The sequence below is a fragment of the Butyricimonas faecihominis genome, assembly GCF_033096445.1.
In the GTDB taxonomy this organism is placed as follows: domain Bacteria; phylum Bacteroidota; class Bacteroidia; order Bacteroidales; family Marinifilaceae; genus Butyricimonas; species Butyricimonas faecihominis.
Genome location: NZ_AP028155.1, coordinates 3268960 through 3288469, shown reverse-complemented (window position 1 = coordinate 3288469; position 19510 = coordinate 3268960). Strand labels below are relative to the sequence as shown.

Here is a 19510-nt window from a genome sequence, read left to right as displayed (position 1 = left end):
AAGTTAGGGGATTCCTCTTGAAACTGCAATAAGGAAGGAATGTTTTTTTATCCACATGATTTGCAATGTGTGAAAAGATTCTTAATGTTGTTATTAATAAAAAGTTAAAGTCATTTTTTTAATATTACTCCTATTAGTATTTTACTATTTTTGACAAAAAACAATATAAAAAAATGTTCCTGATTTTTTGGTGTGTATTTGTTTTTGAAGTGATGATGTAAAAGTTGAGAATGTTATTTTCTTCTGAAAATGCAAAATGGTGATTAATGTAATTTGATGTAAACCAACTTGTTAATGAATTTGAATATCTTAAAAATTTCATAAAGTTGATTTTTGAATAACACTAAATTGTTTTTGGAACGTCTTTTTATAAAGTTTATACCTGTTGTTGTAGATAATATTAATTTTAATAACAAGTTTATGGAAGAGCCAATTGTAAAAGTCGAACATTTGTCACATCGTTACAGCATCCAGTGGGCGGTAAGAGACATTAGTTTCGAAATCCCCCGGAGGGGGATATACGGGTTGCTAGGGTCTAATGGGGCCGGAAAGTCAACCACGATGAATATTATTAGTGGAGTTATCAAACAAACCGAAGGGCAGGTTTTTATCAAGGGTATTGATGCCCGTAAGAGACCGGTTGATGCGAAACGCCACATCGGTTTTTTACCGCAGAAGCCGCCTTTGTATGGTGATTTGACAGTGGAAGAATATTTGATTCACTGTGCAAGATTACGTTGGGTGGCCGATAAGGATATTATTCCGGCGGTGGATGAGGTGCTGGCAAAGTGTGGTATTACTCATTTCCGTAAACGTTTGATCAAGAATCTATCCGGTGGTTATCAACAGCGGGTTGGTATCGCACAGGCTATCGTTCATAAACCTGATCTGGTTATCTTTGATGAACCGACAAACGGGTTGGACCCGAACCAGATCATGGAGATCCGTCATTTGATCCGGGATATTGCCAAGGATCGTACGGTGATTCTTTCCACCCATATTTTGACTGAGGTTCAGGCCGTTTGTGATCATATCTTGATGATCGAGGAAGGTAAGCTCGTGTTTATGGGAACGGTGGATGAATTTGATAATTATATTATCCCGAATTCTCTCTATGTTTCAATGATAGATCCCCCCGTTGCCGACGAGTTGGCAAAGATCGAGGGAGTTCTTGGTGTGGAAGAGTTAGGAAACCGGAATTTCCGTATTCGTTTCACAGAAGCACAGGAGGTTATTGACCAGATCGTGAAATTAAGCGCTGCTAACGATTGGCGTTTGTCAGAGGTTCGGGTGGAGAAGAGTTCCCTCGATAATATATTCGCAGAATTATCTAAGAAAGCACATTAAAAAAATCGGGTTATGTTTAAAATGATATATAATATAGCGAGGACGGAATTGCAGATGTTGTTCTATTCTCCTGTGGCATGGCTAATTTTAGTCGTATTTGGGGTACAATCGGGAATGCTTTTTGCCGACCAGTTGGCCGGGCTTGTGAGTGCCCAAGAAATGGGATATGATATTCAAGGTTCCACGATCAGTATTTTTGCCAACAGATGGGGAGGTGTTTTCACCACGATGCAGAATTACCTGTATTTTTATATTCCTCTGTTGACCATGAGTTTGGTAAGTAAGGAGTTGAGTAGCGGGTCTATTCGTTTGTTGTATTCTTCTCCGATTACGAATACCCAGATTATCGTGGGAAAATTCTTCTCCATGATGATTTACGGTCTTATCATGATTGGTATTTTATTCTTGATTACCCTTTGTAGCTGGGCTATCGTTAAGGATTTTGAATTATCCATGGTTTTAACCGGGTTGTTGGGATTATACCTGTTGATCTGTGCTTACGCGGCTATCGGTATTTTCATGTCCAGTTTGACTTCTTACCAGATCGTGGCAGCTATCGGTACGTTTGCCGTGTTGATGGTATTGAGCATGATTGGAGGATGGTGGCAGGATTACGATTTTATTCGTGACGTGACTTATTGGTTGTCTATGCCGGGTCGAAGCGGTAAGTTTATAGCCGGTTTGATTTGTAGTGAAGATGTCCTTTATTTTGTTATCGTGGTATGTCTTTTCTTGGCGTTGACAATTATTCGCTTGAACTCGGTTCGTCAGAAAATTCGGTTCGTGATCACTTTGGGAAGAAATATCGGTGTTATTTTCTTGGCTTGTTTCTTGGGATATTTGTCTGCACTTCCGCAGATGAAACTTTACCATGATGCGACATCAACGAAAATGAACACGTTGACCCCGAATAGTCAGGATATCGTGGCGAAGTTGGATGGTGGTATGACAATAACTACTTACATTAATGCTCTTGATCCGGGTGCATCTTGGTATGCTGCTCCTTATTTTCTGAAACCGGATATGGAGCGTTTCGAGCAATATTTACGTTTCAAACCGGACATGAAGTTGAAATACGTGTATTATTATGATACCACGGCGAATCCCATGCTGGACAGAAGATTCCCGAACGCAACACTTCGCGAGAAGATGGTGGAGGTTTGTAAGATCTACGGTTTGGATTCCAACAAGTTTATGGCACCGGAGGAGATTCGAAAAATTATAGATTTGTCGGGAGAAAATAACACGTTCGTGCGTCAGATCGTTCGAGACAATGGTGAAAAAGCATGGTTGAGAATATACAATGATATGCAACGTTTCCCGAGTGAAAAAGAGATTTCAGCCGCTTTCAAACGGATGGTGATGGATCTCCCGAAGGTTGGATTCGTGGAAGGCCATGGAGAACGTAGTTATTCAGGTGGTAAAGACCGTGATTATAGTGCGTTTGCTAATGATAAGGGTTTCCGTTATGCTTTGGAGAATCAAGGGTTTGATGTTGCAAAAGTTACGATGGATCAGCAAGTGCCTGAGGATATTAATATTATCGTGATTTCTGATATGCGCGAGTGGTGTACCCCGGAGCAGGAGGCTAATTTACAACAGTATATTGACCGGGGGGGTAATTTATTCATCTTGGGAGAGCCGAAACGTAGAGACGTGATGAATAATTTGTTTGCCAAGTTCGGTTACGAGATGACAACAGGAGTGCTGGTTAAGAGAGACACGAACCTGCAAGCTGACGTGATTCTTTCCTACCCGACGAAAGAGGCTGATAGTATTGCTTATGATTTTGGGGCAATGCGTAGTCGTCGTATGGTTATCACGACACCTAGTACCGCCGGATTGGAGCAAATTGCCGATAAGGGTTACACGGTGACGAATATGTTCAAAACTGACACGATCGGTGTTTGGAATGAATTGGAAACGACAGATTTTATTGATGATACCGTCCGTCTGAACCCGGCTATCGGGGAGGTTGAGAAGATCTACAATACCGTGGTTGCGTTGTCCAGAAAAGTGGGTAATAAGGAACAGAAAATTATTTTGACCGGTGATGCGGATTGCATTAGTAACGGGGAATTCGGACGAAGAGTTCCGGGCGTTCGGACGGCAAACTTCTCGTTAATTACCGGAAGTTTCTTCTGGATGTCGGATAACGAAGTGCCTATTGACGTAAGACGTCCTGCCCTGCCGGATGATAAGGTGTATGTGGAAAAAACCGGAAGTAAGGTGATTAAATGGTCGTTTATGATCATATTGCCTCTATTGCTAGCGGGAATAGGTATCTTCTTGTGGATTCGTAGAAAAGGAAGATAAAAGATGCTGAGTTTATGATCGGGTAATTAGAAATCACCCGATCATAAATTGTAATGGTATTAAAAAAGATTCTATAATTTAGGGAGTTAAGAGAATTAAAATATGTATATTTGTAAGGATGTACATTTTTAATTTTCAATTTCAATTTTTAATTCATACAGGATGAGCTTTAAAATAGACAAACAGACGTTGGATGATCTGGCTATTTTCGGGAATAACCGAACGAAGTCTGTTTATGATATTTTCAACCGAACCCGTACGCGGGGTGGTGCGAAAATTCTTGAAGAGATGTTTTTATATCCCCTTTCGGATGCAGACCAGATTAACGAGAGGAGTGATGTGATTCGTTATTATCGTGATATTGAGGCAGAATTCCCGTTTCGTGGTGAGATTTTTGACACGATGGAATTCTATTTGGGTAACACGGACAGGCGTACACAGCTGATGACGCAGGATAACACGTTAGGACGGAAATTCAAGAATCTCGTTGGGACTGATACAGAGTATACCCAAATCCACAACGGGATTGTTTGTTGTATAGAGTTGTTGAACACGCTGGATGCCTTCTTGAAGAATTCCAAGGCGGATGCTGGTAACAAGACCATAGCGGAGTTGACGGCTAGTTTACGGGGGTTACTGGGTAACGAGAAGTGGTCCTGGTATGTTTCCGAGAAGGGAAAGAAGAAACTGGGTTACGAGCAGGCGGTGGTTTACGACCGGGTGTTGCGTTTCGAGGAACGGGATAAGCTGATGAAGATTTTGTATTACGTTTATTTGCTGGATGTTTACATGGCGGTGGCCAACGTGGCGAAAGAACGTGGTTTTGTTTTCGCGAAAGCTCACCCGAATGACAAGAACACGTTGGTTATGAAAGGTGTATTCCATCCTTTCCTTACGAATCCTGTCGGTAACACGATCACGGTGGACGAGAATAGTAACGTGATTTTCTTGACGGGAGCGAACATGGCCGGGAAATCGACTTTCATGAAGAGTTTTGGTATCACGGTTTTCCTTGCTCACGTGGGATTTCCCGTCCCCGCGAAGGAAATGGAATTTTCCGTTCAAAACGGAATGTTCACGACGATTAACCTGCCGGATAACTTGAGTATGGGATATAGCCATTTTTATGCCGAGGTTTTGCGGGTGAAGAAGGTGGCACAACAGGTTAGACAAACCCAGCATTTGATTGTGGTGTTTGACGAGTTGTTCCGCGGTACGAACGTGAAAGATGCTTACGACGCGACGGTTGCGGTGACGGAGGCTTTTGCCGGAATCCGGAATTGCACGTTTATCATTTCGACTCATATTATAGAGGCGGGAGAGGTACTGAAGGAAAGGTGTGATAATATTAATTTCGTTTATTTGCCGACCAAGATGGAGGGAAGTAAGCCTGTTTATACTTACACGCTGGCTCCCGGTATCACGGATGATCGTCATGGTATGATGATCGTGAATAACGAACATATTATTGAAATCATTAAAAATGGAGAAGCATGAGTTTTGAGACAGATAAACAGACCCTAGATGATCTGAATCTTCTGGGGAAATACAAGAATAATTCCGTTTACAGTTTGTATGTCGGGACGATCACCCGGGGAGGTGAACGAAAGATGGAGGATATGTTCCTGCATCCGTTGACAGATGCGAAGTCAATCAACGAGCGTTCTGCCGTGTTCCGTTATTTTAGAGATCATGATTTTGGTTTTCCTTTCGGGAAGGACGAGTTTGATGTCGTGGAACAATATATTGCCGGGGCTAGTGGAAAGCGTGCTTTTATGAATATGCTGCAAATTATGCGGGCAAAAGCTATGTTTTACATCAGCCATGATCCGGAATTCGGGATTATCCGGGATCGTATCGTGACGTCGATTGAATTTTTCCGAAAGGCCCGGACTTATTTTGACGAGTTGGGACGTGACGTGGCCGGTAATCCTTTCCAAAAGATCGCGGAACGCGGGAAAGCTTTGTTGATCGATAGCCGGGTGGCGAAGTTATTGGAGAATTCTCGTCGGGAGAATCCCGGTTTGATGGATATGATTTGTTTTGACAGGAATTTGCGGTGTATTTCTCACAAGAACTTCAAGGAGGTAATAGAGTTGTTACAGGAGATTGACGTGAACGTGGTGGTTGGTAGCGTGGCCCGAGAGAAGAAATTCTGCTTTGCGGAGGCGGCTGATGACGGGGAGATCTTGGTTGCGATGAAGGGTTTGCACCATCCTCGTATTGATGGGGCGATCTCGAATGATTTGGAGGTGACTGCCACGAAGAACGTGTTCTTCTTGACAGGAGCTAACATGGCCGGAAAGTCCACGTTGATGAAGTCGTTCGGTATCGCGGTGTACCTAGCTCACATGGGATTCCCCGTGGCGGCAACTTCCATGCAGTTTCGGATTCAGGATGGTATGTACACGTCTATTAACGTGCCGGATAATATTAACTTGGGTTACAGTCACTTCTATGCGGAGGTTCTTCGCGTGAAGAAGGTTGCTATTGAGGTGAGTCGTGACAAACGCTTGATCGTGATTTTCGACGAGTTGTTCAAGGGTACGAACGTGAAAGATGCTTTTGATGCCACTTTAGCTGTTACGGAGGCGATTGCGGAGAGAAAGAACTGTGCGTTCATGGTTTCTACTCATATCATTGAGGTAGGACAGGAACTCGGGAAACGTTGTAATAACGTGACGTTCGAGTATCTTCCGACCGTGATGAAAGGTAAGTTACCAACGTACACGTATAAGCTGGAGCAAGGTATCACGAGTGATAAGCATGGTATGATTATTATTAATAACGAGAAGATTATCGAGATTATTAAAGGAGAGGTTGCCTCTTAGTCTGGTAAAGATTTCAGAATAATATATTGATCCCGGGAATCGTAATGGTTTCCGGGATATTTTTTTGTTCGCAATTATAAATTGATTTCTATTCGCTTTTTTACTTTTAATGTGATTATATTTGTGTTCGTCAAAACGTAATGCAAGATCGATGTTGAATGAAATTGAGGTTGGTTTGATTTGTTTATCAGAGAGAAAGAAGTTTAAAGAGGTGTACGAAGAGTATTTTACCGCTTTGAAGTATTTCGCTATGCGTTACGTGAAGGATGAAGAGGTGGCTTGTGATCTATTGCAGGATATTTTTGTCAAATTGTGGGAGAAGGGAGATCGGTTCGAGAACGAGATGCAATTGAAGACTTATCTGTACCGGGTTGTCCGGAATCATTGCCTGACTTATGTTCGGGATACCCAAAGGAAAGAGAAACGTATGGAGGGTTTCGAGGTGGAAGAGACAGAGGAATCGTTTGTACACCAGATGATCGAGGCCGAGATATACGCTTTGATAAATGATATTTTCGAGGAACTCCCGGATGCTTGCAGGAATGTTTACATGAAGAGCTTGGAAGGTAAGAGCCATAAGGAGATTGCGGAAGAATTGCACATCGCTATCACTACGATTAAAAAACACAAGACGAATGCGAATAACTATCTGCGAGAGCGATTGAAGGGGCTGTTGTGCTTTATGATGTACTTGGGGATTTAATCATCATAAATCTTTTTTGAAAAAAAGTTCTTTTCAGAGTACTACCATTTTTACTTTTTGGAGTTCTTAGTAAAAGTGATAGTAAGAAATGATCATTTATTGATTGTCAAGGAAGAGAGAATGATGATAAACAAGGAGATTGAAAATTTAATAATTAAGGCTCTTTTCAAAGAGATTACGGATGACGAACAGCGACGGTTGGACGAGTGGCTGAATATATCTGAAGGGAATCGTATTTTCTTTGATCGCTTGCATTCCGAGAGGTATCTGAAAGGTGCGATCGGTGATCGTAACCGGGAACTGAGAAAGGAAGGTTGGAAGAGGTTGGAGGAAAGGACTATTGGTAAGAGGAGTCACAAGATCCGTATATTCGTGCTACGGGTTGCCGCTATGTTGGCTTTGCCTTTGTTGGTGGGAGGTATTATGTGGTACATATCAGAGCGTGGGGGAGCAGATTTGCCTTTGGCTAATCAGGAAATCAAGATAGGAGGTTCGAAGGCGGTGGTAACTCTATCGAGCGGGGAACAGTTGTCTCTTTTCGGGGATACAATCGTATGTGTGAATGATGGGTTGGCGACGTTGGTTAATATGAAGGACACGTTGAATTTTATGAAAAGTAATCATCCAGTCGTTGCTGATAATAGTTATAACGTGATTCAGATACCTCGGGGTGGGGAGTATATTGTGCGTTTGGAGGATGGAACAACTGTTTATTTGAATTCGGAGTCCGAGTTGAGAATTCCGGTACATTTTGGGAAAGGCGAGAGGTTGGTTTGGTTGACGGGGGAGGCGTATTTCAGCGTGAAACACGAGGCGGAGCGGAAGTTTGTTGTAAGAACAAACAAGGCGGATATAGCAGTGTTGGGTACGGAGTTCGGGGTGAGAGTTTATTCGGAGGAAGATGAGTTGCTGACCACGCTGGTGAAAGGTTCCGTCGAGGTAAAGAGTGATCATGATGTACACCGAATTATTCCCGGCGAGCAAGCTACAGTGGATAATACGGGGAAAATTGAGGTTCGGGAGGTGAACGTGGATGAGTTCGTGGCTTGGAAATCGGGACGGGTGGTATTCGTGAATGCTCGCTTAGAGGATATTATGGATGAATTACAGCGTTGGTATGATTTTAATGTTTTCTATTCGTCTCCGGAATTGAAAGAGCTACGTTTCACGATGGATATTATGAAATATAAGGAGGTTTCAGAGATATTCGAGTTGATGGAGAAGATTAAAAAAGTATCATTTAGCGTGAATGGAAATAATGTAATACTAAAATAAAAAGAGAGTGATACCGCAAATATCACCCCCTTGTAAGTCTTTAACAGACTAATGTAAAATCTAAGTACAAAGTTATGGAATTTAATTAAAAGAAAAAAGGAAAAGCTAAGTATTTCTGCCGCAAACAGAAAGACACGAAAAAGAGAAAAACAGACTAATGTAAAATCAAACAAATTACCTTTATGAAAAAAGAACGCAAGTGTTTCCGGGTTATTCCCCGGTGGCTATGCCATTTACTACTATCGGTGAAGATTGTACTGGTTTCAGTATCGTTTTCATTCGCGCAGCAGAACACGGATCGGGTGAATCTTGACATGAAGAATGCTTCGTTGTCAGAAGTATTTGACGAGATCAAGCGCCAGACAAAATTGAGTTTCATGTTCAGTAATGATGACGTGAAACACGTGCAACGGAAAGATTACGTGATTAAGAATGCAACGCTTGATGCAGCGTTGAAACAGTGTCTGGAAGGCACCGGGTTAGAATATGAATTAACCAGTAATCAAGTTGTTATTATTCGCAAAGCAGCCGTGAAGGCCGAGAAGATTGAACGGGTGACCTTATCCGGAGTGGTGAAAGATCAGAAGGGCGAGACGTTGCCGGGAGTGACCGTTATGATCAAGGGAACCACGTTGGGAGGAACGACGGATATCGACGGGAAATATGCCTTGACGGTACCCCTTTCGAAAGATATGGTTCTTGTTTTTTCTTTTGTCGGCATGGAGGCACAGGAGGTTGCTTATAGGGGACAGAGTAAGATAGACGTGACGTTGGCCCCTTCCGTGACGGAAATGCAGGAGGTTGTGGTTACCGGTATTTTTACTCGGAAGGCTGATAGTTATACGGGTGCTGTAACAACAATTAAAAAAGAGGAATTACAGCGAGTTGGTAATCAGAACATCCTACAGTCACTGAAAAATATAGATCCGGCATTTCAAGTATTAGAAAATAATGATTTCGGTTCTGACCCTAATAGAGCCCCGGAAATTCAAATGCGTGGAGCCTCCAGTTTCACGGATATGAAGGATAAATACCAGACTAATCCGAATCAACCTTTATTTATTGTTGACGGTTTCGAGCAGTCAATAGAGAAGGTGATGGATATGGATATGAACCGGGTAGCTTCTATAACGCTGTTGAAAGATGCAACGGCAAAAGCATTATACGGTTCTAAAGGAGCGAATGGCGTTGTGGTTATAGAGACTGTGGTGCCGGAGAAAGGAAAAATGCGAGTGTCTTATTCTGGGAACTTAAATATTCAAATTCCAGATTTGGGCAGTTATAATTTGGCGAATGCGGCCGAGAAATTAGAAATTGAGAAAAGAGCAGGTGTTTATACGGATAAATACGGGAATCCAATTACTCAGCAAGGATATGATGAGAAATACGAGGCTTATTATAAAGAAGTTCTACGGGGAGTGAACACGTATTGGTTGAATAAACCGTTACGGGTAGGGGTAGGTCACAAGCATACGTTGTTACTTGAAGGTGGGGATGATGCTGTTCGTTACGGGATTGATTTTCAATATAACAATGTTGCCGGAGTAATGAAAGGATCTAGTCGTGAAGTGATTTCTGTTGGTTTTAATATGCAGTATCGTTACAAGAGTTTGATCTTTTCTGAGCAATTATCTGTCACTTTTAACAAAGCGAAAGAATCTCCTTATGGGACGTTTTCCGAGTATGCCAAGTTGAATCCTTATTGGAGAGCTTATAATGATGATGGTTCCGTGAAAGAGATTTTAGGTGATTATGAGAAGGCTAATTTTCAAGGGACAAAACCAATTTACAATCCGTTGACGAATGCGGATATAAATACGAAAAATGAAAGTACGTATACGGATGTAACCAATAATTTTTATATCGAGTGGTTGGCATTTCAAGGTATGAGGCTAAAAGGTCGTTTAGGGATAATCAGTAAAAAGGATGATTCTGAGATTTTTTATCCGCGTGACCACACGATGTTTAAAGATGTGGATCCGGATTCAGAAGAATATTTTGAAAGAGGTTCTTACACGATGGGAAATGGGAAAAATTTCGAGTATAACGCAGACTTGTCGGCAAACTATTCGCGGGATTTCGGTAAGAATGTGATCTTTGCCAACACACAATGGAGTTTTAGCGAGCGAAAATATAATTATGTTGAATTTAAAGCTCGTGGATTTGCTAATGATAAGATGGACTATATTACTCATGCTAAAGAATATGCAGAAGGTGGTCCGACGGGTTCTGAGTCCTTGTCTCGTGAGGCAAGTTTTTTGATCTCCACGAACTACTCCTATGACAATCGTTATTTGTTTGATGCGACTTATCGAGCTAATGCTTCTTCTTTGTTTGGTAATGACAAGAGATGGGGACATTTTTGGTCAGCCGGTATCGGGTGGAATGTGCATAAAGAGCATTTCATGGAAAATGTGAGTGCGCTTAATCAATTGCGTTTCCGGGCTTCAACGGGGTATTCCGGTTCTCAGAATTTTAATTCTTATCAAGCGATAGCAACTTATAAATATTATAACGAGATCTATGATAATATTATCGGTTCTTACTTGATGGGATTAGCTAATCCTGATTTGCAATGGCAAAAGACTCAAGATAATAACATCGGGATGGATTTGACTTTATTTGATGCTTTGGATATCACTTTCGATTACTATGTCAAAAATACGAAGAATTTGTTGACTCCCGTATCTTTACCTCCTTCAGCCGGCTTTACTAGCTACACGGAAAATTTAGGGGAAACAAAAAATAAAGGACTTGAATTTAAGGTAAATTACCGTGTATTAAAAGATACGGATCAGGATATGTATCTGTCAGTTTTCGTCTCTGGAATGCATAATAAAAATAGAATCACGAAAATTTCAGATGCTTTGTCATTGATGAATAAAAGCAGGGATGAGGATAAGGCAAATGGTGGAGGTGGAAATCCGAACTTGGAAGATAATTCGGATATAACGAAACCTTCAGTGCGTTATGAAGAAGGGCAGTCTATGGATGCCATCTGGGCAGTACGTTCATTGGGGATCGATCCGGCTACAGGATATGAGGTCTTCCTTGATCGGGAGGGCAAAATGACGTATGGTTGGAAATCTGATAACCAAGTTGTTGTCGGGGATAAGCAACCGAAATTAAGTGGAACGTTTGGTTTTAATTTTGAATATAAAGGTTTTAGTGTGAACACTTCATTCTATTATAAATTGGGTGGTCAGTATTATAACCAGACATTGGTGGATAAGGTGGAAAACGTGGATATTCAGTATAATGTTGACAAACGTATGCTGACAGATCGTTGGACGACTCCCGGGGTCCCGGCTAAATTTAGGAAATTTGATCCTTATGCAGCTTTGACTCGTCCGACCTCTCGTTTTGTGCAGGATGTGCGTGAATTGCAAATGACCTCTTTGAACGTGGGATATGACTTCCGCTATTGGGGATTCTTGAAAAAGACTGGAATTGAAAGATTGAAATTGCAATTTTATATGAATGATGTTTTCAGGACCTCTACGATAAAGGCTGAAAGAGGTATTGAATATCCGTTTGCACGTTCATGTTCATTCTCTTTGCAAGCAACATTCTAATTTGATAATGGTGATAAAATAAGAAGTTATGATGAAGAAAAATATATATCGTTTACGAGTCGTGTGTGCGGTGATGCTTGCGTTATTTTGCACGACTTCATGTAATGACTGGTTGGAGGTGAAGCCCAAGACGGAAGAGGAGGCTGATAAACTATTCTCAACACTGGATGGTTTTAAATCTGCTTTAGCCGGAGTCTACATTGGTATGTCCCAGACAGAATTGTACGGGCGTGAAATGACATTTGGAATGGTTGGTGTTTTAGGACAAGAATGGGGCAGTGGGTCAGACTTGGGTAACCAATATAGTGCTTATAGTTATTTGTTAAATTATAATTACGAGCAGGTTGTGTCTAAAGCTCTGATTGATGCTGTTTGGAATAAAATGTACGAGGGTATTGCTAATGTTAATACTTTGATTCAATATTCCGATTTGAAACGGGAAGTATTGGGTGATTATTATGGAGTAGTGCGTGGAGAGGCTTTGGCTTTGAGAGCATATATGCATTTTGATTTATTGCGTTTATTTGCTCCGTATGATTTTAGCGCAGAAGCTAAGGTGGCCATCCCTTACGTGTTGGAGGCGAAACCGGCGATCGCACCTCAATTGACTCCAACCAAGTTTGTGGAATATGCCTTGAAAGACGTGGAAGCTGCTTTGGAATTGTTGAAATCGGATCCTATTCTTACCGGAGAGGATGTGTCTGGTGTGGATAATGGGTATTTAGCTAATCGGAATTTCCATTTGAATTATTATGCCGTGTTGGGATTAAAAGCTCGTATTTGTTTGTACGCTAAGGATGTAACGGCGGCTTATGGTGCAGCTAATGAGGTTATTTTAGCTCAACAGCAGAAAGGATTATTTCCTTGGGTAAAAACGGCAGATATTACGACGACAGAAGCAAACTTACGGGATAGAACGTTCTCTTCCGAGCATCTTTTTGCTTTTAATACGACGAAGTTAGAAGAGTATATAAAAGGATATTTTAGGGAAGCATCGCTTCCTCTTATGGAGCGCTTGATGCCGGGAGAACTTTACGAGGCGGATGATTATCGTACGGCTCTTTACGAGACTTATAGCGGGTTCGCTAACGTGTTGACGAAATTCTGGCAAATGGATAAGGCCTACGTTCAAGGACAAGGTTACGTGACCCCGAAACGGAATCGAATGCCAGCTATCCGGATTGCCGAGATGTATTACATTGCCGCAGAGGCATTGAAGGAGTCTAATATCGGAGAGGCATTGGAAATGTTGAATACTCTTCGTGTTCATCGCGGATTGATGAAATTGGAAAATCTGGATAAAGATCAATTACAGGAAGAATTGGGGCGAGAGTATTATCGTGAATTTATAGGTGAAGGTCAAGTATTTTTCTACCATAAGCGTATGAACACAAGTATAATTGCCACCGCAAATGCTGTTTATGTACTTCCGATGCCAGATGATGAGATTGATTTAGGTCAGCGTGAACAATAAAGATCAGAACTATGAAAAGGATATTAATTACGAGTATATTGGGTTTTCTTTTTTCGGGATTATTCATGTCCTGTCAAGAAGATGAAATTAAATTTTACACGGGGCCTGTTGCTATTAATATGACTGTGGATGGGGATGGGACTTTTGTAAGTAACGAGACGAACGAAGAGAAAACATTCAAAATAGAGTTCGCCGTGCAAGGAGAGGTCTCCGATCGGGATCGTGTGTTAAAGCTTGCTTTCGGAAAAGGACATACGGCGGTGGCCGGGACTAATTTCGATATGCCGATGGAGGTGATTATTGAAGCGGGGAGATTGGATACGATCATTGAATGTAAAGCCTATCGTGAGGGGTTGACGATGGAACCGCTGATGTTTGATTTGGTGGTGGATCCGAGTGGGGATTTTGTTGGAGGGGTGAATGATGAGTTGTTGGTAAAGTTAATGCTCGGTTATCCCACGAAATGGATTGATCCTTCCGGTTGGGCCGCTGAATATTGGCTAGGGAAATGTACTCAAGCAAAATATGCATTCGTTTTTGAACAACTGGGTACATTGGATCTAGGGCCTTACCAAGGTAGTTTTGGTTCTGGTTATATGGATTTAATGAATAAGTTTAACAAGATTCTGGAAACAGATCCTCGGCTTGATGATGATGGGAAAGTGATGAAATTTGGTCCGGGTTATTGATTAATCATGAAAAACGAATAGTATGAATACATATAGATACATTTTGTTTTCTTTATTGTTGTCGTTAGGATTGTTTTCATCCTGTTTTGACGATAAGGGAAATTACGATTATAAAGAAATCGGGGAGGCTGTGATTAAGGCTATTCCCGGCGTAACTGATAATGGAGATAAACTGGTTTGTCTAGAGAATGATGTTATTCGCCTAACTCCTGAGGTAGAATTCAAGGCGGGAACTTCGGCTTCTGATTATGAATTTATTTGGTTCCGCTATCCCAAAAATCCTGCCGGACAATCGGGACATTACGAACAGGCCGATACATTGGCAATGACTCAGAATCTGGAATATAAGGTTATAAATACGCCCCGGGAATACTGGTTGGTTTATAAAGTGAGGAACAAAGTAACCGGAGCGTTGACAGAACAAAAGTTCGAGTTTATAATTTCAGCCATTAGTGGTTGGATGGTTCTGGATGAAAATGCTAGTGGAAAGGCCGATATTCAGGTGATTCGGGATAAAGATATTGTTGATGGAGGTGATGGTCGGATCGTAAAAGATTACTTTTCATTTAATAATGAAGGAAAAAAGATGGAGAATGCACGTTTTATGGCAATCTGTCCTTTTAGTTCCCGTGCTAATTTGTATGTTTATTCTGATGCCGGAGCTTATATCTTGGATATGTCGACGTATAAAGAAAAAGCGGATAGTTATACTGATTTGTTTAGCTCTACCGTTACTTTAGACCAGATTAATCCCCAAGCGGAGCATTATGATATATATGGTGGAAATGTTGAGGTCCTTGTGAATAATTATAAGATATATACCGTGGCTTACCGTATGATGGGGCAAACTCAATTCGTGGCAGCTTCCGGTGTGTATGATTATACTGCAGCCCCGGCAATAGCCCCGATACGCATAAATGGAAGTGCAAATAGTGCTGCCTTGTTTGACACGAAAAATAATCGTTTTATCACGGTTGGAACTTGGGGCTCGATAACGGCTCCCGTGTCTACTGGAGGGGCTTTTAATACGGGAGCGATCGACCCGGCATTGAAGTTTGTATGTATGGGAGAAGGGAAAGACGGGGAAACTTGTATGGTAATGAGAAAAGAGGATTCGGGAGAACCTTATTTGTTCCGTGCTAGTTTCGTGGAGACGGATCCTGTGGCTTTGACCAGTGATAATTTGAATGGATTGAAGGATATGGGGGTATCGAAATATTATGCTTTTGGAACACGGGGAAATTTCATGTTCTATGCGACAGATTCAAAAGTGTATACTTGGCGCTATGGAAGTGAAAGTGCCTCGGAATTTATGACTGTAGGTGAAGGAGAGAAGATTGTTCAGATTAAAATGTATACGAACGTTTCGGATGCGACCTTTAACGGGAAAATTTTATTTGTAGCAACTCAAAAGGGGAATGAAGGTAAGGTTTATAAAGTTGTATTCAATGAAATGTCCGGTGTTGCGGAGAGTTCACCTGTGGAATATACAGGTTTCAATATCATAAAAGATATGTATTATAGATAAAAGGATATGGGGTTATGCGGACTTATCTTCGCATAACCCTTAGATATGAGGGACATGAAAAAATTGAATTTAATAAGTGGTGTTATCGTTTGTCTGTTAATGGGTTTTGTATCGCCTGTAAACGCTCAAAAATATAAGTCTGTTTTTCGGGATCTGACTTGGGAACAAGCTGCTGATTTGGCGCAAAAAGAAGGTAAAATTATTTTGGTTGATGCAATGATGCAGGCTCGTACTCTGGAAGATCAAAAAAGTAGAGAGGCCGCTGAACGTAAATTATTTTCTTCTTCAGGGATTCGGGATTTTTGTGATCAAAATATTATCGCTATTCATATTGATATGGGGTCAGAAGCTGGTAAAGCATTTGCTCCTAAATTAGTGATGAATATGTACCCGACATATGGTTTTTTTATGCCTAATGGGGATATTCTTGGAGTTATTAGTCCTTTTATTTTGGCTAAGAAGCCGGAAGCTTTCTTGGAAACCGGTCAAAAAGCGGTAAAGGCGGCAGAAGTGAAGAGAAGTAATAAACGTTCTATTATTTTTGAAGAGATTGGGTATAAAGAAGCGTTGGTAAAAGCGAAGAAGGAGAATAAGTTGATTTTTATTGATGCTTATACAGCCTATTGTCAACCATGTGTAATGATGGTGAAAAATGTTTTTTCTTTGGATAAGGTGGCTGATTTTTATAACGAACATTTTATCAATTTGAAATTAGATTTTGGGAAAGAAAAGGAGTTAGCAGAAAAGTATGGGACTAGGGGATATCCTGCTTTTGTTTTCGTGAATGGTGATGGGAAATTGGTACATTTGGCAGGAGGTTATACAGAGGCAGAACCTTTTATTGCTTATGGGCAGGAGGCTTTAAAAAAGGCAAAAGGGATTGAATTTTTCGAGGGAAACTGGAATCAGGCATTGGAAAAAGCCCGTCAGGAAAATAAATTGATTTTCATGGATTGCTATACGTCTTGGTGTGGCCCTTGTAAACAGATGGCTCAGACAACATTTGTCGATCCTGAAGTGGCAGTTTTTTTTAACGAGAAATTTATTAACGTGAAAGTCGACATGGAGAAAGGGGAAGGAAAAGAGCTGAAAGACCGATATCACGTGAAGGCCTACCCGACATTAAATTTTATCAATACAGAAGGAGCAATGGTGCATTGTGTGGTTGGTGGAATGAACGTGAAAGAGTTGTTGGAACAAGGAAATGTTGCTTTGAATGGTAAGGGGGTAGCGTTTATGCAACATGAATATGCATGCGGGAATAGGGAGCCGGAGTTTATTGAAACTTATTTAAATGTGCTTGATATGGCAAATCTGGGCGAGGAAGCTCAACAGGTGAGCCTAAATTATTTTGCCACGTTGGATCGAGGAAAATTGAATGAAGAGGCTTATTGGAATATATTTGTCAAGTTCGTCAATGATGTAAGTAGTGATCTGTTTCAATATGTTTATGCTAATCAGTCAGAGTTTATCTCTCGTTACGGGGAACAACCGGTAAAACGTAAATTATCTGCGGTATGGTCCATCGGTGCCAATAAGTTTGTCCATGAGAAAAACGGAGAAATGGTTCTGGATAAGAAAGGTTTTGATCGTTATGTGAAATGGATGAAAAAATCGAAAGTAGAGGGATGGGAAAGTATTGCTACAAGCGCCCGTATGTTAAATGCAGAAAAATTAAAGGATTGGAAAACATATATTGATTTGGGGGAAGTACAGCTAAAGAAAGGTAAAGTTTCCGATTTGATTTTATATAACTGGGGATTGCGATTGACTCAAAATTGTAAAGATAAAACATTACGGTTACGGGCTGCTCGGTGGTTTGACGAGGCTGCGGCTACATCTGCTAAAAGAGAGACCGAAGGGAAAGGGAATATGATGTCTTTTCGTACCTATTTTGAAAAACTGGCAGAAGAGCTTAAACAATAGGGTATGTTGTTGTTCGAAATTTAATGAATTAATAATGAGATAATATGAGAAAGATTTTAAGATTATTGTTATTCGCTTGTATGATGGTTAGTACAAGTAGTGTTTTCGCTCAAAAGACGATTACGATCAAGGGAAAAGTGAAGTTCCCTTATAATCGGTTCAATATGGAAATTGTTGAACGGCAAGGATTCGACAAGACGATTATCGATTCATGCAAGGTGAAAGATGACGGGACATACGAATTCAAAATGAAGGTGGATAAACCGGGTGTTTACACGTTGGACTGTCAAAAGTGGCAATCTGTACAATTCTGGGCAGAGGACGAGGATTTGGAAATTAATTTCAGGGGAGAGGACACGGCTAAGATAAAAATAAAGAACCCGCCTTACGTGTATATTAAAGGTGGACCGAACAATGAGGTCATGAATTTAATGAACTGGGATGGATACCGAGGATACCAGTTAATGATTGGTATCTCTCAAGGAGTATATCGTATTCCGGGGATTGATGATCAGGCAAAGCAGGAAGTTTCCGGTAAGTTTTACGATATGTTGGGCAATGAATCGAGAGCGAGAATGAGATTTTTGGCAGAGCATTATGCTGACCGGAATAGCGTGTTAGCTGTGTTGCCGTCTTTGAGGGGTGAGGAAAACGAGGAGTTGGTGCAACAAGTATTGTCTCGTTTGGAAAGTAAGAATCCGAATTATGCCCCTTTGTTGAAATATAAGGCAGAAATGGCTGAGGCGAAAGCTCAAAAAGAGCGTTTGGCTGAGGGGAAAGTTGCCCCGGAATTTTCATTCCCTACTCCTGATGGAAAGAAAAAATTAGGACCGCAGGATTTTAAAGGAAAGATTCTCGTACTTGATTTCTGGGCTTCTTGGTGTGGACCTTGCCGGGCTGAAATTCCTCACTTGAAAGAGGCTTATAAAGAGTATAGCAACAAGGGTGTGGCATTCTTTAGTGTTTCGATTGATAAAGATGATGCTGCTTGGAGAAAAGCCATGAAGGAAGAGAATATGCCTTGGACTCAAGCGCAGGCTCCGAAGGCTGGAAAAGACGTGATGAAACAATACCAGTTCTCGGGAATCCCTTATATTTTGGTTTTGGACAAGGAGGGGAAAATCGTGGCAAAGAATTTGCGGGGAAAGGCATTGACGGATAAGCTAGAGGAATTACTTAGTGGTAAAAAGAAGAGCGTGGCGATGCCCGCTATGGGAATGTAGTAAAAAAGGGGCAGGGGGATGGCGTGTAAGGTTGGGAGTAAATGCTTCTTCTTATCACACAGTTCTTTGCATGCATCTCCCTACTTCTTTTAGAATATATAATGGTAAAGGAAATGAGAATATTACTTTGTTTTGTATTGATGTGTTGCATGTCCGGATTGGCTTCGGCACAAATGACGGCAGCGAAGAAAATACCGCCTGCTATCGAGAAAAAGATTGTGTTGAAAGCATCTGCTCAAAAAGTGTGGGATTACATCTCGGAGCCGGCAAATTACAAGAAGTTTTCAGGTGTGAAGGAATTTACTTGCGAGGAGAAAGCTTTGAATGCTAAAATCGAGTTGACCGGGAAAGATGGTAAAAAAAGGAGTCAATATATCAGCGTGATTGATTATGATGTCTTCAAGATTTGTTATTTTGTCGTCCGATCGGATTACACGGGCGATAAACAGTGGGTTTATGCTTTTGAAGTTCATCCCAAAGGAGACAAAAAATGTGAGGTCGTGTTGTCTGTTTACAATGGGTTTGACGAACTTTCGCCAGAATTCAAGAAAGGAATGACCGAGGAGTTCGACACGATTATTGCCAGCTTGCAGAAGAAATTTAAATAGTGATATTACGAGAGG

13 protein-coding genes are annotated in these 19510 nt (G+C 41.1%); all 13 read left to right on the top strand.

The annotated features are described in order from the left end of the window. The first annotated feature begins 420 nt into the window (after positions 1-420). The 13 genes from R8806_RS13640 (at position 421) to R8806_RS13580 (ending at position 19495) form a co-directional block, all read left to right on the top strand. Complete coding sequence (locus tag R8806_RS13640; protein ID WP_087419776.1) at positions 421-1347, top strand: ABC transporter ATP-binding protein; 927 nt, start codon at positions 421-423, stop codon at positions 1345-1347. Between the two features lie 12 nt (positions 1348-1359). Further along, the gene (locus R8806_RS13635) at positions 1360-3663 is read left to right on the top strand and encodes a Gldg family protein (protein WP_124316747.1); all 2304 of its coding nucleotides are present in this window, start codon (positions 1360-1362) and stop codon (positions 3661-3663) included. A gap of 162 nt (positions 3664-3825) precedes the next feature. Next, entirely contained in the window at positions 3826-5160 is a 1335-nt protein-coding gene (locus tag R8806_RS13630; protein WP_124316748.1) for a MutS-related protein, read from the top strand. Next, entirely contained in the window at positions 5157-6494 is a 1338-nt protein-coding gene (locus tag R8806_RS13625; protein WP_124316749.1) for a MutS-related protein, read from the top strand. The genes R8806_RS13630 and R8806_RS13625 overlap by 4 nt, the downstream gene beginning before the upstream one ends. 151 nt (positions 6495-6645) lie before the next feature. Further along, positions 6646-7197: an RNA polymerase sigma-70 factor gene (locus tag R8806_RS13620; protein WP_124316750.1), complete on the top strand. Its 552-nt coding sequence runs from the start codon at positions 6646-6648 to the stop codon at positions 7195-7197. A 120-nt stretch (positions 7198-7317) separates the two neighbouring features. Beyond that, positions 7318-8472: a FecR family protein gene (locus tag R8806_RS13615; protein ID WP_124316751.1), complete on the top strand. Its 1155-nt coding sequence runs from the start codon at positions 7318-7320 to the stop codon at positions 8470-8472. A 182-nt stretch (positions 8473-8654) separates the two neighbouring features. Further along, positions 8655-12047 (top strand): SusC/RagA family TonB-linked outer membrane protein, encoded by a 3393-nt coding sequence (locus R8806_RS13610; RefSeq protein WP_124316752.1) that lies wholly within the window; start codon positions 8655-8657, stop codon positions 12045-12047. A 28-nt stretch (positions 12048-12075) separates the two neighbouring features. Next, entirely contained in the window at positions 12076-13521 is a 1446-nt protein-coding gene (locus R8806_RS13605; protein ID WP_124316753.1) for a RagB/SusD family nutrient uptake outer membrane protein, read from the top strand. Between the two features lie 11 nt (positions 13522-13532). Next, positions 13533-14210 carry a DUF4843 domain-containing protein gene (locus tag R8806_RS13600; RefSeq protein WP_124316754.1) on the top strand — a complete coding sequence of 226 codons (678 nt, stop codon included), beginning with the start codon at positions 13533-13535 and terminating at the stop codon, positions 14208-14210. A 22-nt stretch (positions 14211-14232) separates the two neighbouring features. Continuing rightward, positions 14233-15738 carry a PKD-like family lipoprotein gene (locus R8806_RS13595; RefSeq protein WP_151411716.1) on the top strand — a complete coding sequence of 502 codons (1506 nt, stop codon included), beginning with the start codon at positions 14233-14235 and terminating at the stop codon, positions 15736-15738. A 54-nt stretch (positions 15739-15792) separates the two neighbouring features. Continuing rightward, positions 15793-17664: a thioredoxin family protein gene (locus R8806_RS13590; RefSeq protein WP_164719645.1), complete on the top strand. Its 1872-nt coding sequence runs from the start codon at positions 15793-15795 to the stop codon at positions 17662-17664. 44 nt (positions 17665-17708) lie between these two features. After that, a complete protein-coding gene (locus tag R8806_RS13585) occupies positions 17709-18887 on the top strand; it encodes a TlpA disulfide reductase family protein (protein ID WP_124316900.1) in 1179 nt (392 codons plus the stop codon). Between the two features lie 113 nt (positions 18888-19000). Then, positions 19001-19495 carry an SRPBCC family protein gene (locus R8806_RS13580; RefSeq protein ID WP_124316899.1) on the top strand — a complete coding sequence of 165 codons (495 nt, stop codon included), beginning with the start codon at positions 19001-19003 and terminating at the stop codon, positions 19493-19495. Positions 19496-19510 lie beyond the last annotated feature (15 nt).